Below are 14,437 nucleotides of genomic sequence, written 5' to 3' on the forward strand. Positions count from 1 at the left end.
CAGATCCGTCCATGCCCCCACAGTGACTCCCCCCGAAGTCGTTGCCACCCGGCCTGGTTGACCGGTTCAACTGATACATCCAAGGTAGACCCGACCACCGACAAGAATCCGCACCCGACGAGCAGTCCTCGACATCTGGCTATGGTCGGCTGCGCAGATCACGTCGAATTCGCTGGGAGCGGGGACATTTGGTCGCCAGGCCCTTCGTACGCACCCTCCGCAAGCTCCGGGCGCTCCTCAGCATCTGCCGCCTCGCGGCCGTCGTGGACTCCGAAGAACCCGTTGTGTTGGAGCGAGCCCAACCACTGCTCCCTGAGGAGGCCGGAGCTTGCGGAGGCCGTCACGAAGGGTCCTGGCGACATGACGTCGCCACCCTTCGAGGCTCGTCGACCTCGACGCGCTCCTTCGTCGCTTGCTCGGCCCGGCGGCTAACGCTCCTCGCACCTCAGGGAGCAAAGGGAGGACATCGCAGAACAGCGGTTTCGTGGTTCTTTCGGATGAGGGAGCAGAGGGGGCGGCTGCGCTTCTCGCAACTCAGCTCAGGGAGTGGAGCGGAGGGGCCGCGGCGGCGTGCACTCAGCCACCCAGCGCTCGCGCGAGCAGTTCCACGTACCGATCCACATCGTTCATGACATCCGGGCTCGTGGTCACCGAGATTGCGACCCGGTCGCCGATCCCGTGTACGCCGTGAGTCAATCCCTGAGCCGGCGACAGCGCGGGAAATCCTGTGGTGAAGAGGATCTCGCCTCCGTCGAGGTCGAGATCGGCGGCTCCGCGGTTCACCGAGGAGACCACGGTGACGCCGGTGACCGTCGCCGGCGGGGTGTCGAGATCGAAGGATCGGATCCCCCATCGGGTCAGGATCGCCGGTGTCGACTCCGACGCCCGACGCTGCGCGACCCGCAGCGGTTCCGCCTCGGCCGCGCGTGCGGCGGCGATCTCGGCGTCGATGAGTCGTGCGCGCTCGACCAGATCGTCGACGTCGACGTGCAGATCGATCCCCGCGTTGCGGAAATGGTTGCGCGCTCGACGTTCTCCGCCACGCCCGACCGTCAGCTCCGCGCCGTATCGCCGATCCCGGTCACCCAGATACTCCGGGAGCGCCACCGAGATCGCGGTGAGTACGGCGACCGTGACCGGTACTCCGGGTCCGCTGAGTTGATCACGCGCGACGACCAACACACGCAGGATGCGCCGCGGTCCGGGAGGGACGTTGAACCGAGTCGGCGCATATCCCGCCGTTCCCGGCACGGATGCCGAGGCGAGACGCGCCGCGCGAACCCCACGCCACGCTGTCGTGACGAACTCGCCGGGAAATCGAAGCACTCCGCCGAGCGCCGTACCGGCGTCGACCATCAACTCGCGGAAGGGTGAACGCACCTCGGACACCGGTCGTCGTGGAGGCGCAGGAGCCGTGAACCAGTCGCGCGCGATCCGCGACATCCGACGTCCGTCACCCAGGGCGTGACAGACCTGGAGCACGACGACGACAACCGGACCCGTCGCCGCCGGGACGTCGACGACCGGACCGAAGAGGTGCGCCCGCCACGCCTCCCGCGTGGGATCGAGCGGTTGGGCGATGAGCCCGGCGATCTCCGTCAGACACGACGACCACGTGCGGCTCGACGGGGCCACGCGGACCTGGTCGTCGGCGGGCCGGACGGATTCCCAGTACGGGCGGTCGGCCGTGCCCGGGACATCTCGTATCCGGAGGCACAGATCGTCGACATGCGCCGCCCGCAGCCGGAGTCGCGCCGCGCAGTCCTCGATCGAACTGCGCGGCGCGGCACAGCAATACACCAGGAACTCGTCGTTCGGGATGCGCTGCGACATCCAGTACGACACCGCGTCCGCCGCGGCCATCCGGTGCATGGCCGCCAGCGTAGCGGCACGGCGTGCTACTTCTGCCCGGCGCTCCAGGCGTACGGCAGGTCGGTGCCGTTGAGCACGTGGTCGCCGACCGCCTGCAGCTTGAAGATCAGCGGGTTGTGCACCGAGATCACCCGCGCGTTGCGCCAGTGGCGATCCAGGCGCAGACGCTCGGAGGTGATCGACGCGCCGCCGACCTCGAAGAGCTGCGTGGTCGCGTCGAGCACGGCGGGGATGACGGCGGCCTGGGCACGGGCGACATCGAATTCGACGCGGTCGAGGAGCGCGGCGTCCTCCCAGCCGGCGAGGGCGAGCTCGTCGAGCTCGTCGGCGATGTCGAGGACCAGCGTGCGCGCGGTGTAAGCCGCCGCCGACAACCGGCCGATCACCTGCTGCACCAACGGATCATGACGCGGCAGGTCGGCGGTCGAGTGCGTGAAGGTGCGCGTGCGATTACGCACCCACTCCACGACGTCGTCGGTGGCGCGTGCCGCGATGCCCGCGAGCACCGAGAGCTGCACGAGTTGCAGGTACGACGTCGCGTAGGTGCGCCCCTCCCCGCCGTAACCCGGGCCGAGCACCCGATCGGCCGGCACCTCGACGTCGGCGAATTCGGTGGTGCCACTGGCGGTCAGGCGCTGGCCGAAGCCGTCCCAGTCGTCGTGCTGGGTGACGCCGTCGGCGTCGGCGTCGACGAGTACCGAGACCCGTTCACCGTCTTGGTCGGCGGCGACGAGGATGTGGTCGGAGTAGAGGCTGCCGGTGCTGTAGTACTTGGTGCCGTCGAGCCGGAACCCGCTGCCGTCGGTACTCGCCGGGTCCGGGGTGAGGCGCGTCTGGTACCGGTCGATGGCGCCGACGCCGGGTTCGGTGATCGCGTTGCCGACCAGCGTCCCCTCGCCGACCTTGCGCAACCACTGCTGCGCAGCCTCGTCCGGGAGGGCGGCGAGCTGGTCCTCGACGAACGACCAGTGCACCCGCAGGGCCTGCGGGAGATTGGACTCCGCGGCGGCCAGATCGATGAGCAACCGGAACAGCTGACGGATCGACGCGCCATAACCACCGAATTCCGCCGGCACGCGCAACGCACCGAACTTCGCCTCCCGTAGCCACGCGACCTCGTCGTATGCAAGCCTGCGGTCGTCCTCGCGCTGCACGGCGCCTTCGGCGATCCGGGCGAAGATCGGTGCGAACACCTCGTCGAGACGCTCGTCCGTCGTTTCGGTGGCGGGCCGGTTGGTTTGCTCGGTGGACGGCACAGTGGACGTCATCGGGGGTCCTTTCGATCGCAGACTGGTCGGCGACAGTCTGGTCGGCTCGGCACCGGCCGACCACGGTTGCAACCGCGCTGACCGCAACGCTGACGTTCTGGGCGCGTGCACCGCACACTGGCGCTCCGACGCTCGTCCGCCACCTCCGATGAGACCCCGGTCACGCCATGTGTCAATGTTTGGTATGCCAACAACGCTCGTTGATATCGATCCGACCACCCCCGTCGTCGTCGGCGTGGGCCAGGCATCGGAACGCCTGACCGATCCCGGATACGAGGCGCTCGGCGAGGCCGACCTCGCCGCCCGGGCGGTGACCGCCGCATTCGCCGACTCCGGAGGCGACGTCGCCGGGTCGATCGACACGATCGCCGCGATCCGCTCGTTCGAGATCTCGAGCCCGTTGTCGTCGTCACCGCTGGGCCGACCGGACAACATGCCGCGCGCGGTCGGCAGCCGGATCGGGGTGGACCCACGCCGCGCCGTGCAGGCCGTGACCGGCGGCCAGACCCCGCAGACGATGCTCACCGAACTCGCGGCGGCCATCGCCGCCGGCGACTCCGAGGGGGCCGTGGTGTTCGGCGCCGAGGTGATGTCGACGGTCCGCCACCTCATGTCACAGCCGGAGGATCAGCGCCCGAACTTCGCCGAGGAGGTCGGCGGGCAACTCGAGGACCGCGGTTTCGGGCTCAAGGGCATCATCTCGGTCGCCGAGATGCGGCACGGCCTCGCGTCGGTGTTGCCGCAGTACGCCCTGCTGGAGAACGCCCGCCGGCACGCCTCCGGCCTGGGCCGCGACCCCTACATCGCCACGATGGGTGAGTTGTTCGCACCGTTCACCGAGGTCGCCGCCGCCAACCCGCACTCGGCCGCCCCGACGGCGCGCACCGCCGACGAACTCGTCACCGTCACCCCCGAGAACCGGATCGTGTCCGATCCGTTCACTCGGTACATCGTGGCGCGCGATCAGGTCAACCAGGCCGCAGCCGTGGTCGTGATGTCGGTGCGGGCCGCGCAGGCCGCCGGCATCGACCCCGCGAAATGGGTGTTCCTGCACGGTCATTCGTCGACGGTGGAACGCCCGGTCCTGGCTCGCCCCGAATTGTCCTCCGCTCCTGCGGCTCCCGCGGCGGTGCGGCATGCGCTGCAGGTCGCCGGGATCGGGCTCGACGACATCTCCGTGGTCGACATCTACAGCTGCTTCCCGATCGCGGTGTTCAACGTCCTCGACGGGATCGGCATGTCGCCCGACGATCCGCGCGGGCTGACCGTGACGGGTGGCCTGCCGTTCTTCGGCGGGCCGGGCAACAACTACTCGCTCCACGCGATCGCCGAAGTCGTCACCCGCGTCCGGCGATCGCCGGGTGACTACGGTCTCGTCGTCGCCAACGGCGGTGTGCTGAGCAAGCATGCCGCGGGTGTCTATTCGACGACGCCGGCACCGTGGCGTCCGGACACCAGCGGTCCGGTCCAGGCCGAGCTCGACGCGGTACCGACCGTTCCCACGATCGCCGACGCCGACGGTGCCGCGGTCGTCGAGACCTACACGGTCATCCCGCAGAAGAACGGCCGCCGCACCGGTGTGGTGATCGGCCGGCTGGTCGATCCGACCGTTCCGGAGGGACTCGGCGCCCGCTTCGTGGCCAATCTCGATTCCGACGACGACGAACTCTTCGACCTCCTCCTCACCGCCGAGGACCCCGTCGGCACGCCGATCGTCGTGCGGTCTTTCGACAAAGGCAATCGGGTGGCCCTGACCTCCGCGGCCATGAACTCCCGGCATCCGGTCGTCGCGCCGGCGTTCCGCGACTCCTACGAGCACGTCGAGATCCGTCGCGACGGTCGGCTGCTCGAGGTGACCATCAACCGGCCCGACGCGCGCAACGCGTTGAACCCCGCCGCGAACGCCGAACTCGACTCGATCTTCGAGGCCTACTTCGCCGATCCCGACCTGTGGGTGGCGATCTTGACGGGCAAGGGCGACAAGGCCTTCTCGGCGGGCAACGATCTCGCGGCGACCGCGGGGCCCGCCGCCCTGTCGGTGCCGAAGAACGGGTTCGCCGGACTCACCTCGCGGCGCAGCCTGCCCAAACCGGTGATCGCGGCGGTCAACGGCTTCGCGCTCGGCGGCGGCTGCGAGATCGCGATGGCCTGTCACATCGTCGTGGCCGACGAGGACGCATCGTTCGGACTGCCCGAGGTGAAGGTGGGTTTGGCGGCCGCCGCGGGCGGTCTGGTCCGCCTGCCGCGGATGGTCCCGCCCGCGCTCGCACGCGACATGATCCTGACCGGGCGTCGGATCTCCGCCGCCGAAGCCGCGGCCGCCGGACTGGTGAGCCGGATCGCCCCCGCCGGAAAGGTTCTCGGGACCGCACGCGGCGTGGCCGAGGAGATCCTGGCCGCCTCTCCGACGTCGGTACGGGCGTCGATCGCCACCATGGAACAGTCCGACGCCATCACCGACACGGTCGACGCCGTCCACGCCAGCACCTCGGTGCTCGACTCGCTCGTGATCAGCGGCGACACCCTCGAAGGGATCATGGCGTTCGTGATGAAGCGGACGCCGAACTGGAAGGGTCACTGAGAACCAACCGGAGACGTAAGCACGCCGAACGCGCGCGGATGGTCGTCGAATGCTGAACACTTGACGGCGGCCACTCCGCGCGCTCCGGCGTGTGGGTGGCCGCTGTTTCGACGTAACAGTCGTGTCCAGAAAGGCGGCACACCATGTCCGGTAGCAGTGAGGCACGCGGAACCAAGTCCTCCAAACGCACACCCCCACCACCGTCGTACCGGGTCGATCCCCCCGACTGGACACTGCCGCGGGGCACCATCGTGCTCCTCACGATCGCCGGCCTCGTCGTCGCCATCGGCGGCATCAAATCGGTGGCGTCGCTGGTCGGTCCGGTCTTTCTCGCGCTGATGCTCACCGTCGCCGTCCAACCGGTCCCGAACTGGTTGCGCAAGAAGGGCTTCCCGCGGTGGGCCGCCTTCGTGACGACGGTGCTCCTCGTCTACGGAATCCTCATCGGGCTGTTCGCGGCGCTGGTGTTCTCCGTCGCGCGCCTGGCATCGATCCTGCCGCAGTACGACGACAAGTTCGACGACCTCGTCACCGGCTTCCAGAACTTCCTCACCAGCCACGGCGTCAGCCACGACACGGTGCAGGACATGATCTCCCATGTCGACACCAGCAAGGTCGTAGGTGCCGTGACCGACGTGCTGAGCAGCACGTTCAGCGTGGCCTCGGCGCTCGTGCTCGTCCTCGCCCTGCTGCTGTTCATGGCCGCGGACTCGGTCGGCTTCGACGACCGGATGAACATCCTGGACCGGATGCGCCCCGACATCGCATCGGCCTTCCGTTCGTTCTCGGAGGGGACGCGCAGCTATCTGTGGGTGTCGACGGTCTTCGGCCTGATCGTCGCCGTGCTCGACAGCGTGGCCCTCGCGTTGCTGTCCATCCCGCTCCCCATCCTCTGGGGCCTGCTGTCGTTCATCACCAACTACATCCCGAACGTCGGCTTCATCATCGGTCTGGTCCCACCCGCGCTGCTCGGACTGCTCGTCGGGGGGCCCACGAAGATGATCGTCGTCATCGTCGTCTACAGCGCGATCAACGTCATCATCCAGTCGGTCATCCAACCGAAGTTCGTGGGCGACGCGGTCGGATTGTCGACCACCCTGACCTTCCTGTCCCTGCTCTTCTGGGCCTGGGCGATCGGGCCGCTGGGCGCGATCCTCGCGGTGCCGCTGACCCTGCTCGCCAAGGCCTTGCTCATCGACATCGACCCCGCCACCCGCTGGGCAGACGTGCTGCTGTCGTCGGGCGGGCAGCCGAAGAGCCCGGACCCGACCGAGGCGGGGACATCCGACGACGACACGAGAGAACCCGCGAAGACCCCGGGCGCGAAGGGTGAGGATCCGCCACCCGGATCGGCCCCGGGCGTCACACTGGAACCGGAAACGTGAGGCGGGCTACGCAGCGCGCCGATCATTGGGTAGATTCCCTTTCGACCCCAATCTGACCACAACCGTTTACAGATAGGTTGCGCACCGCTCATGGACATGAACTGGTCTCCGGACGACGCTGCGTTTCGCGACGAGGTCCGCGCGTTCCTCGACGAGAAACTGACCCCCGACCTACGCGCGGCGGGCACGCTGCGCACCAGCGTCTACTCCGACCACGAGGCCTCGATGAAGTGGCAGGCGATCCTGCACGAGCGTGGCTGGGCCGCTCCCGCGTGGCCGGTGCAGTACGGCGGATGCGACTGGTCGCAATCCCAGCATTACATCTTCAGCCGTGAGTCGATCCTCGCCGGCGCGCCGTCGCTGTCGCCGATGGGCATCCGCATGGTGTCGCACGCGATCATGGCGTTCGGCACCGACGAGCAGAAGAACTTCTTCCTGCCGGGCATCCTCGACGGCAGCGTCTTCTTCTGCCAGGGCTACTCCGAGCCCGAGTCCGGCTCCGACCTCGCGTCGCTGTCGATGGCCGCGGTCGACGACGGCGACGACCTCGTCGTCACCGGTTCCAAGATCTGGACCACCCACGCCTCCGAGGCGAACTGGATCTTCTGCCTCGTGCGGACCTCGCGCCAGGAACGCAAGCAGCAGGGCATCACGTTCGTGCTCATCGACATGAACTCGCCGGGCATCGAGGTGCAGAACCTCGTGTTCGCGTCCGGCGAGCAGGTGCAGGCGCAGGTCTTCTTCGACGGCGTGCGCGTGCCCAAGAAGAACGTCCTCGGCAAGATCGACGAGGGGTGGACCGTCGCGAAGTACCTGCTCGTCTTCGAGCGTGGCGGCGGCGCGGCCGCCCCGGCGCTGCAGGTCATGGCCGAGCAGCTCGGCCGGGACGCGGCGTCGGTGACGGCGCCGAACGGCGGCCCGCTGTCGGAGGATCCGGCCTTCGCGGCCAAGCTCACCGACCTGCAGGTGCGCGCGAAGATCCTCGAGGTCCTCGAGTACCGCGCGCTCGCCGCGATGAGTTCGGGCAAGGACCCCGGTTCCATCGCGTCGATGCTGAAGATCCTCGGTACCGAACTGAGCCAGGAGATCACGACCCTCAGCCTGGAGGCCGCGGGCCCGCACGGACGCGTCTTCCAGCCGCACGCCACCAAGCCGGGCGGACCCATCTTCCAGTACACCCCGCCCACCGACGGCTACGTCAGCGGCGAACCGTGGCAGGCCGTCGCGCCGCTGCACTACTTCAACGACCGCGCGGGCTCGATCTACGCCGGCAGCAACGAAATTCAACGAAACATCCTCGCCAAAGCGGCTCTGGGTCTCTGACGGGTCACAGGAGATAACCAATGGACTTCACACTCACACCCGAACAGCAACTGCTGTCCGACGGTCTCGACAAGTTCCTCGACGCGCGGTACGACCTGCAGGTCAGCCGCGACGCCGCGAAGGTCGGCGAGGGCTGGCAGCCGAAGATCTGGAAGGCCTTCGTCGAGGACCTCGGGGTCGTCGGCGCCTGTCTGCCGGAGGACATCGGCGGATTCGGCGGCGGCCCCGAAGAGCTGATGGTCGTCACCGAAGCACTCGGGCACGCCCTCGTGGTCGAGCCGTTCGTCGACACGGTCGTGCTCGGTGCGGGCCTGCTGCACGCGACCGGTAACCCCGTCGCCCTCGAGGCCGCCGGTCGCATTGCCGAGGGCGAGGCGCTCAGCGCACTCGCCGCGCTCGAAGACGGCTCGGGCGGGGTCCTCTCCCGCATCGAGACCTCCGCCGACCGGGACGGCGACGAGTGGGTGCTCAACGGCACCAAGGCCGTCGTCACCACGGCGCCGCTCGCCGACTACCTGATCGTCAGTGCCCGCACCGCAGGCGAACCCCACGATCCCGCCGGCGTCTCGCTGTTCCTGATCGATCTCGCCGACGGCGGGCCGACGGGGCTCGAGCTGCACAAGCTGCGCACCATCGACGACCGCCAGGCCGCCGACATCACGTTCACCGACGTGCGCCTGCCCGGCGACGCGCTCATCGCCGACGAGAACGCCATCGAGATCCTCGAGAAGGCGTGGGACACCGCGACCGCCGCGGTCGTCTCCGAGGCCGTCGGCCTGATGCGCAAGGTGTTCACCGACACCGTCGAGTACTCCAAGCAGCGCGAGCAGTTCGGGGTCCCGATCGGCAGCTTCCAGGTGCTGCAGCACCGCATGGTCGACATGCATCTCGAGCTCGAACAGTCGGTCGCCGCACAGTATTTCGCGATCCTGTCCCTCGAGGGCTCGCCGGCGGAACGGGCGGCGGCGGTCTCGGCCGCCAAGGCCACCGTCAGTCGCGCCGCCCGGTTCATCGGACAGAACGCGGTGCAGTTGCACGGCGGCATGGGGATGACCGAGGAGTTGGCCATCGGCCATTACTTCAAGCGTCTCACCGCGATCGAGTACGAATTCGGCACCGCGGACGCCCATCTCGCGCGTTTCGCGACCGCCACCGCGCAGATCGACGCCTGACCGCATCGCCGAATCGCCACCTCCCGGTTCCGGAGGTGGCGATTCGGCGTTCGGGCCTGACTCAGCTGTCGGTCCAGACCGGCTTCCGCTTCTGCAGGAACGCCGACATACCCTCCTGCGCATCGCAGGTCATCGCATTGGTCGCCATCGTCTCACCCATCTCGTCATACGCCGCCGACTCGTCGAGCTCGACCTGCCGGTAGAACGCCTGCTTGCCGATGGAGACGGTCCGCGCACTCGACCCGGCGATGTGGAGAGCCAGCTCCCGCACCGAGTTCGAGAGCTCGTCGTCGTCGACGACGCCGCTGAGCAGCCCCCAGTCCGCGGCGGTCCCGGCGTCGATGGGTTCGCCGGTGAGCAGCATGTGCATGGCGCGCTTGCGTCCGATCGCGCGGGACAGCGCGACCATCGGAGTCGAGCAGAACAACCCGATGCGGACGCCCGGCGTGCTGAACCGCGCGCTGCGACCCGCCACCGCCAGATCACATGTCGCGACCAGTTGGCACCCCGCCGCGAAGGCCATGCCGGCGACTTCGGCGATGACGGGCTGGCGCACCTCGTGGACCGTCCGCATCAGTTCCGTGCACGTCGCGAAGACGGCCCGCTCGTCGTCGTCGAGGGTCCGGTCGACGAGTTCACCGAGGTCGTGCCCGGCGGAGAACGCGGGTCCGAGCGCCCGGATCACGATGACCCGCACGCGCGGATCGTCGTCGAAGTCCCGAAGCGCGACGATGATGGCGCGCATCGTGCTCGTGGACAACGGGTTACGACGCCGCGCGTCCCCCAGCGTGATCACCCCGAGTGGTTCGGCGATCTCCGTCGACACCGCCTCGTGCAGGATTTGTTCGGTCATGCCCCGACACTATGCAGTGCCGCGGGAATACGACGTCGGATCGATCGTTGTGTCTCGTCGTGACCAGTACCGCGCTCTTCGAACCGATCACCCTCCGCGATGTCGCGATCCCCAACCGGATCTGGCTCGCCCCGATGTGCCAGTACAGCTGCTTCGCCGGCGACGGGGTGCCCACCGACTGGCACCTGACGCATCTCGGTTCCCGAGCTGCCGGCGGCTTCGGACTGATCCTCACCGAGGCGGCGGCCGTGGTGCCCGAAGGTCGGATCAGCGCACACGACGCCGGTCTGTGGAACGACGACCAGGCCGCGGCCTGGGGACGCATCGTCGACTTCGTCCACTCGCAGGGCTCGGTCATCGGCACCCAGCTCGCCCACGCCGGCCGCAAGGCCTCCACCTACGCACCGTTCGACGACCGCTCCGGCGCCATTCCGCTCGACGACGGCGGCTGGACGACATTCGGCCCGTCCGACGTCGCCTTCGAGGGACTGCCCGCCCCCACCGCCATGACGACCGAGCAGATCGCCGAGGTCGTGGACGCGTTCGCACAGGCCGCCCGTCGCGCCGACGACGCCGGGTTCGACGTCGTCGAGATCCACGCGGCGCACGGCTACCTGCTGCATCAGTTCCTCTCCCCGTTCTCGAACCGGCGCACCGACGCCTACGGTGGCGACTTCGAGGGACGCACGAGGCTGACCCTCGAGGTCGTGGACGCGGTCCGCGCGGTGTGGCCGTCGTCGAAGCCGCTGTTCATCCGGGTGTCCGGCACCGAATGGACCGAGGGCGGGTGGGATGTGGACGACTCCGCCCGTCTCGCCGCCCTCCTCGCCGGCCGCGGCGTCGACCTCGTGGACGTCTCCTCGGGTGGCAACGTCCTCGCCGACATCCCCGTCGGACCCGGCTACCAGGTCGACCTCGCCCGGTCGATCCACCGCCAGTCGGGTGTGCCCACCGCCGCCGTCGGCCTCATCACCGAACCCGATCAGGCCGAGAAGGTCGCCGGCGACGACGACATCACCGCCGTCTTCTTCGGACGCGTCGCGCTGCGGGAGCCGTCCTGGCCGCTGCGCGCCGCACACGAGTTGGGCATCGACAAGCGCGAGGCGCCGTATCCGCCGCAATATCAACGCGGTTCATGGCACTGAGCCCGGTCCCCGCTCCCTGAGGAGGCCCGGAGCTTGCGGAGGGCCGTCACGAAGGGTCTCGTCACACCGGCCGCGGCGTCACCAGCGCGAGGGACGCCGCGGTTGCCGGCTCGATGATCGATGCGAGCGGGGCGCCGGATTCGACGGCACCGGCGGTCAGCTCCCGGAAGCCACCCCACAGGAAGATCGCGCGCTGACGGTCCATCGGCACCACCCCCGCCGCGGCCATCGTCGGGGTCGAGGTGAGGCCGACGAAGAGTTCGATCCACGCTTCCAGGGCCTCGTCCTTGACCGCCTGGGCGGCGCTGCCGAGCGCGGGCAACTCGCGGATCCAGCTCAGCGTCAGACCCGGATACCGCTCGCTCGCTGCAACATATGACGACACCGCTTGTCGCACCTGCTCCTCGATGGAGGCTTCCGCATCCACGCGCCGCGCGATCTCGGCGATCATGAACTCGTTGGTCACCGTCAGCAGCGCGAAAAAGCATGACTGCTTGTCGGCGAACTCTTGGTAGAACGACCGCCTCGAGGTCCGCGCGACCCGCACGATGTCGGCGACCGTGGTGTCGCGGTAACCCGCTTCGACGATGCACTCGAGCATCGCCGCGAGCAGCCGGTCCCGGCTCGATGCGCCCGCCGACGAGGTCAGCCAGGGCGCCGGGAGCGAAGCGAGCGGGCCCGATGTCGCAGGCGCCGGGAGCGAAGCGCGCGGGCCCGATCCAGTCACGCCTTCGAGCATAGGCCCTTGTCTCGCCCGGTACGTGAGCGTACCGTCGGGTGGTACGTAGACGTACCACCCGCTGCGGCGAGAGGACCCCACTGGTGAACACCCCGACCCTGAGCGGTGAGGCGGTTCTGCCGCCCACCACGTCGATCCCGTCCACCATCCAGGGGCTCGGCGCGGTCGTGTCGCGGCGACACTTCTTTCGATATCTCCACGACCGTCACGGCTCGGCCTTCACCGTGAACCTGCCCGTCTTCGGCCCTTCCGTCGTCATCTCCGATGCCGCGATGGCGCGCGAGCTGTTCACCGCCGGCGACCAGGTCGAGAACGTCCAGCCCAACCTCGGCCGCATACTCGGCACCGGATCGATGTTCGCGCTGGAGGGCGCCCGACACCGCGCCCGGCGCAAACTGCTCACCCCGCCGTTGCACGGCAAGCCGATTCGGTCGTACGAACAGATGGTGGTCGACGAGGTTCGCGCCGAATCAGCGTCCTGGCCCACCGGGGTCGAGTTCGCCTCCATCGAACCGATGATGCGCATCACCCTGAACGTCATCCTCCGCGCGGTTTTCGGCGCCGAGGGCAGCGAGCTGGACCGACTCCGCGACATGATCCCACCGATGGTGACCGTCGGTTCGCGCGCCGCGACGGTACCCCCACTCCCACGCCTTTTCCGGCCGATCGACCCCAATCACCGGTACGCGCGACGCAATGCCGAATACCGAGATTACGTCGGCGGGCTGATCACGAAGGCGCGCAACGATTCTCGCCTGGATGAGCGCACCGACATCCTTGCGATCATGCTGCGCAGCACCTTCGACGACGGCAGTCCGATGACCGACGACGAGATCGCCGAGGAACTGGCCACGATGCTCGCCGCCGGACACGAGACCACGGCGACGACCCTTTCGTGGGCGCTCGAGCGGCTGCGCCGGCACCCCGAGGTGGTGCGCGAACTGGTGGCCGAGGTGGACGCCGGTGGCTCCGACTACCGCCACGCCACCATCCTGGAGGTCCAGCGCAGCCGACCCGTCATCGACTTCGCCGGCCGGCATGTCGTCGCCGACCATCTCGACCTCGGCAAGTGGCGGATCCCGAAGGGATACAACGTCCTCGTCTCGATCGCACTCCTCCACGACGACAGCAGCGAATTCGCCCGGCCCGAGGTCTTCGACCCGACCCGTTTCCTGGGCACCAAGCCTCCGGCGGCATGGCTGCCGTTCGGCGGCGGCACGCGGCGGTGCATCGGGGCGGCATTCGCGACCATGGAGATGGACGTGACCCTGCGGACACTGCTGGCGGACTTCGAACTGATGCCGACCAGCGCCAGGTCCGAACGCTGGTTCTCGCGCGGGGTGGCGTATGCCCCGTCCCGCGGTGGTCGTATCGCTGTCGTTCCGCGCTGACCCCAGCTCGACGCCCGGGGGCCGACGTGACGGGCCCCACATTCACGCTGTGACCTTCGTCATCGAACGTGGCCGAACATCGGCGACGGCGAGACCCCGCCGAATAGCGGTATGCGCTGCGAATTCGCCGCAAAGCTAACAGCGTTATCCCGACGTTATCCGAATGGCCCAGGTCACGGGCTCGACGTGACCAAGCCGTTACCCAACCCGTATGGTCGCCCACGGTCCGAGATCAACCGCCCTGCCAACCCCGGGGTGGTGAGGAGGAACGAAGACCATGCGAATGACCAAGACCCACATGACCAAGCTCGTCGCCCGCGCCGCCATCGTCGGCGCACTGACTGCCGCCCCCTTCGGGATGCTGGCGTCCACCGCGCACGCAGCAGGCGGCAACTGGGACGCGGTCGCTCAATGCGAGAGCGGCGGCAACTGGGCCATCAACACCGGCAACGGCTACTACGGTGGCCTCCAGTTCTCGATGAGCACCTGGCAGGCCAACGGCGGAACCGGTAACCCGGCCGACGCCTCGCGCGAGGAGCAGATCCGCGTCGCGGAGAACGTGCTCGCCACCCAGGGCCCCGGCGCCTGGCCGGTGTGCGGCGCCAACCTCTGACGCAGGCACCGGCGCAGCACGTGCCGTGAGGCCGTGCAGTCATTGACACGACGAGGCCGGCGGGTCCTTTTCAGGACTCGCCGGCCTTGTTGCGT

Annotated in this window: 11 protein-coding genes; 7 read left to right on the plus strand and 4 right to left on the minus strand. The window is 68.6% G+C overall.

Annotated features, from left to right (window positions below; all coding sequences use genetic code 11):
• Nucleotides 1-576 precede the first annotated feature (576 nt).
• Together B1818_RS19055 and B1818_RS19060 are read right to left on the minus strand one after the other, a co-directional pair.
• Nucleotides 577-1,872 (minus strand): WS/DGAT domain-containing protein, encoded by a 1,296-nt coding sequence (locus B1818_RS19055; protein WP_078113661.1) that lies wholly within the window; start codon nt 1,870-1,872, stop codon nt 577-579.
• Between the two features lie 26 nt (nt 1,873-1,898).
• The gene (locus tag B1818_RS19060) at nt 1,899-3,140 is read right to left on the minus strand and encodes an acyl-CoA dehydrogenase family protein (protein WP_078113662.1); all 1,242 of its coding nucleotides are present in this window, start codon (nt 3,138-3,140) and stop codon (nt 1,899-1,901) included.
• A 184-nt stretch (nt 3,141-3,324) separates the two neighbouring features.
• On the opposite strand from B1818_RS19060, the gene B1818_RS19065 reads away from it, so the two are divergent.
• The 4 genes from B1818_RS19065 to B1818_RS19080 all read left to right on the plus strand — a co-directional run bounded on the left by B1818_RS19065 (nt 3,325) and on the right by B1818_RS19080 (nt 9,601).
• Nucleotides 3,325-5,721 carry an acetyl-CoA acetyltransferase gene (locus B1818_RS19065; RefSeq protein ID WP_078113663.1) on the plus strand — a complete coding sequence of 799 codons (2,397 nt, stop codon included), beginning with the start codon at nt 3,325-3,327 and terminating at the stop codon, nt 5,719-5,721.
• Nucleotides 5,722-5,864: 143 nt separating this feature from the next.
• Nucleotides 5,865-7,106, plus strand: a complete 1,242-nt coding sequence (locus B1818_RS19070; RefSeq protein ID WP_078113664.1) for an AI-2E family transporter — start codon at nt 5,865-5,867, stop codon at nt 7,104-7,106.
• 90 nt (nt 7,107-7,196) lie between these two features.
• Nucleotides 7,197-8,429 carry an acyl-CoA dehydrogenase family protein gene (locus B1818_RS19075; RefSeq protein WP_065631040.1) on the plus strand — a complete coding sequence of 411 codons (1,233 nt, stop codon included), beginning with the start codon at nt 7,197-7,199 and terminating at the stop codon, nt 8,427-8,429.
• Between the two features lie 20 nt (nt 8,430-8,449).
• On the plus strand, nt 8,450-9,601 hold the full coding sequence (locus B1818_RS19080; RefSeq protein ID WP_058252504.1) for an acyl-CoA dehydrogenase family protein: 1,152 nt from the start codon (nt 8,450-8,452) through the stop codon (nt 9,599-9,601).
• 61 nt (nt 9,602-9,662) lie between these two features.
• Here B1818_RS19080 and B1818_RS19085 read toward each other — a convergent pair whose 3' ends face one another.
• A complete protein-coding gene (locus B1818_RS19085; protein WP_078113665.1) occupies nt 9,663-10,454 on the minus strand; it encodes an enoyl-CoA hydratase in 792 nt (263 codons plus the stop codon).
• Nucleotides 10,455-10,513: 59 nt separating this feature from the next.
• Between B1818_RS19085 and B1818_RS19090 the strand changes: the two genes are divergently transcribed.
• Nucleotides 10,514-11,599, plus strand: coding sequence for an NADH:flavin oxidoreductase/NADH oxidase (locus B1818_RS19090; protein WP_078113666.1), 1,086 nt, complete (start codon nt 10,514-10,516; stop codon nt 11,597-11,599).
• A 61-nt stretch (nt 11,600-11,660) separates the two neighbouring features.
• Here B1818_RS19090 and B1818_RS19095 read toward each other — a convergent pair whose 3' ends face one another.
• Entirely contained in the window at nt 11,661-12,338 is a 678-nt protein-coding gene (locus tag B1818_RS19095; RefSeq protein ID WP_078113667.1) for a TetR/AcrR family transcriptional regulator, read from the minus strand.
• Nucleotides 12,339-12,421: 83 nt separating this feature from the next.
• On the opposite strand from B1818_RS19095, the gene B1818_RS19100 reads away from it, so the two are divergent.
• Together B1818_RS19100 and B1818_RS19105 are read left to right on the plus strand one after the other, a co-directional pair.
• On the plus strand, nt 12,422-13,729 hold the full coding sequence (locus B1818_RS19100) for a cytochrome P450 (protein WP_078113668.1): 1,308 nt from the start codon (nt 12,422-12,424) through the stop codon (nt 13,727-13,729).
• Nucleotides 13,730-14,006: 277 nt separating this feature from the next.
• Entirely contained in the window at nt 14,007-14,342 is a 336-nt protein-coding gene (locus tag B1818_RS19105) for a transglycosylase family protein (protein ID WP_058252500.1), read from the plus strand.
• The last annotated feature ends 95 nt before the right edge of the window (nt 14,343-14,437 follow it).

Origin of the sequence: Gordonia sp. IITR100 (genome assembly GCF_002009645.1) — a bacterium.
Classification (GTDB): domain Bacteria; phylum Actinomycetota; class Actinomycetes; order Mycobacteriales; family Mycobacteriaceae; genus Gordonia; species Gordonia hongkongensis.

Excerpts from the sequence above, each read along its gene's own strand:
- B1818_RS19080 (WP_058252504.1), top strand. The coding sequence starts at position 8,450 with ATGGACTTCACACTCACACCCGAACAGCAACTGCTGTCCGACGGTCTC.
- B1818_RS19060 (WP_078113662.1), bottom strand. The coding sequence starts at position 3,140 with ATGACGTCCACTGTGCCGTCCACCGAGCAAACCAACCGGCCCGCCACC.
- B1818_RS19085 (WP_078113665.1), bottom strand. The coding sequence starts at position 10,454 with ATGACCGAACAAATCCTGCACGAGGCGGTGTCGACGGAGATCGCCGAA.
- B1818_RS19095 (WP_078113667.1), bottom strand. The coding sequence starts at position 12,338 with ATGCTCGAAGGCGTGACTGGATCGGGCCCGCGCGCTTCGCTCCCGGCG.
- B1818_RS19055 (WP_078113661.1), bottom strand. The coding sequence starts at position 1,872 with ATGCACCGGATGGCCGCGGCGGACGCGGTGTCGTACTGGATGTCGCAG.
- B1818_RS19065 (WP_078113663.1), top strand. The coding sequence starts at position 3,325 with ATGCCAACAACGCTCGTTGATATCGATCCGACCACCCCCGTCGTCGTC.
- B1818_RS19070 (WP_078113664.1), top strand. The coding sequence starts at position 5,865 with ATGTCCGGTAGCAGTGAGGCACGCGGAACCAAGTCCTCCAAACGCACA.
- B1818_RS19075 (WP_065631040.1), top strand. The coding sequence starts at position 7,197 with ATGGACATGAACTGGTCTCCGGACGACGCTGCGTTTCGCGACGAGGTC.
- B1818_RS19105 (WP_058252500.1), top strand. The coding sequence starts at position 14,007 with ATGCGAATGACCAAGACCCACATGACCAAGCTCGTCGCCCGCGCCGCC.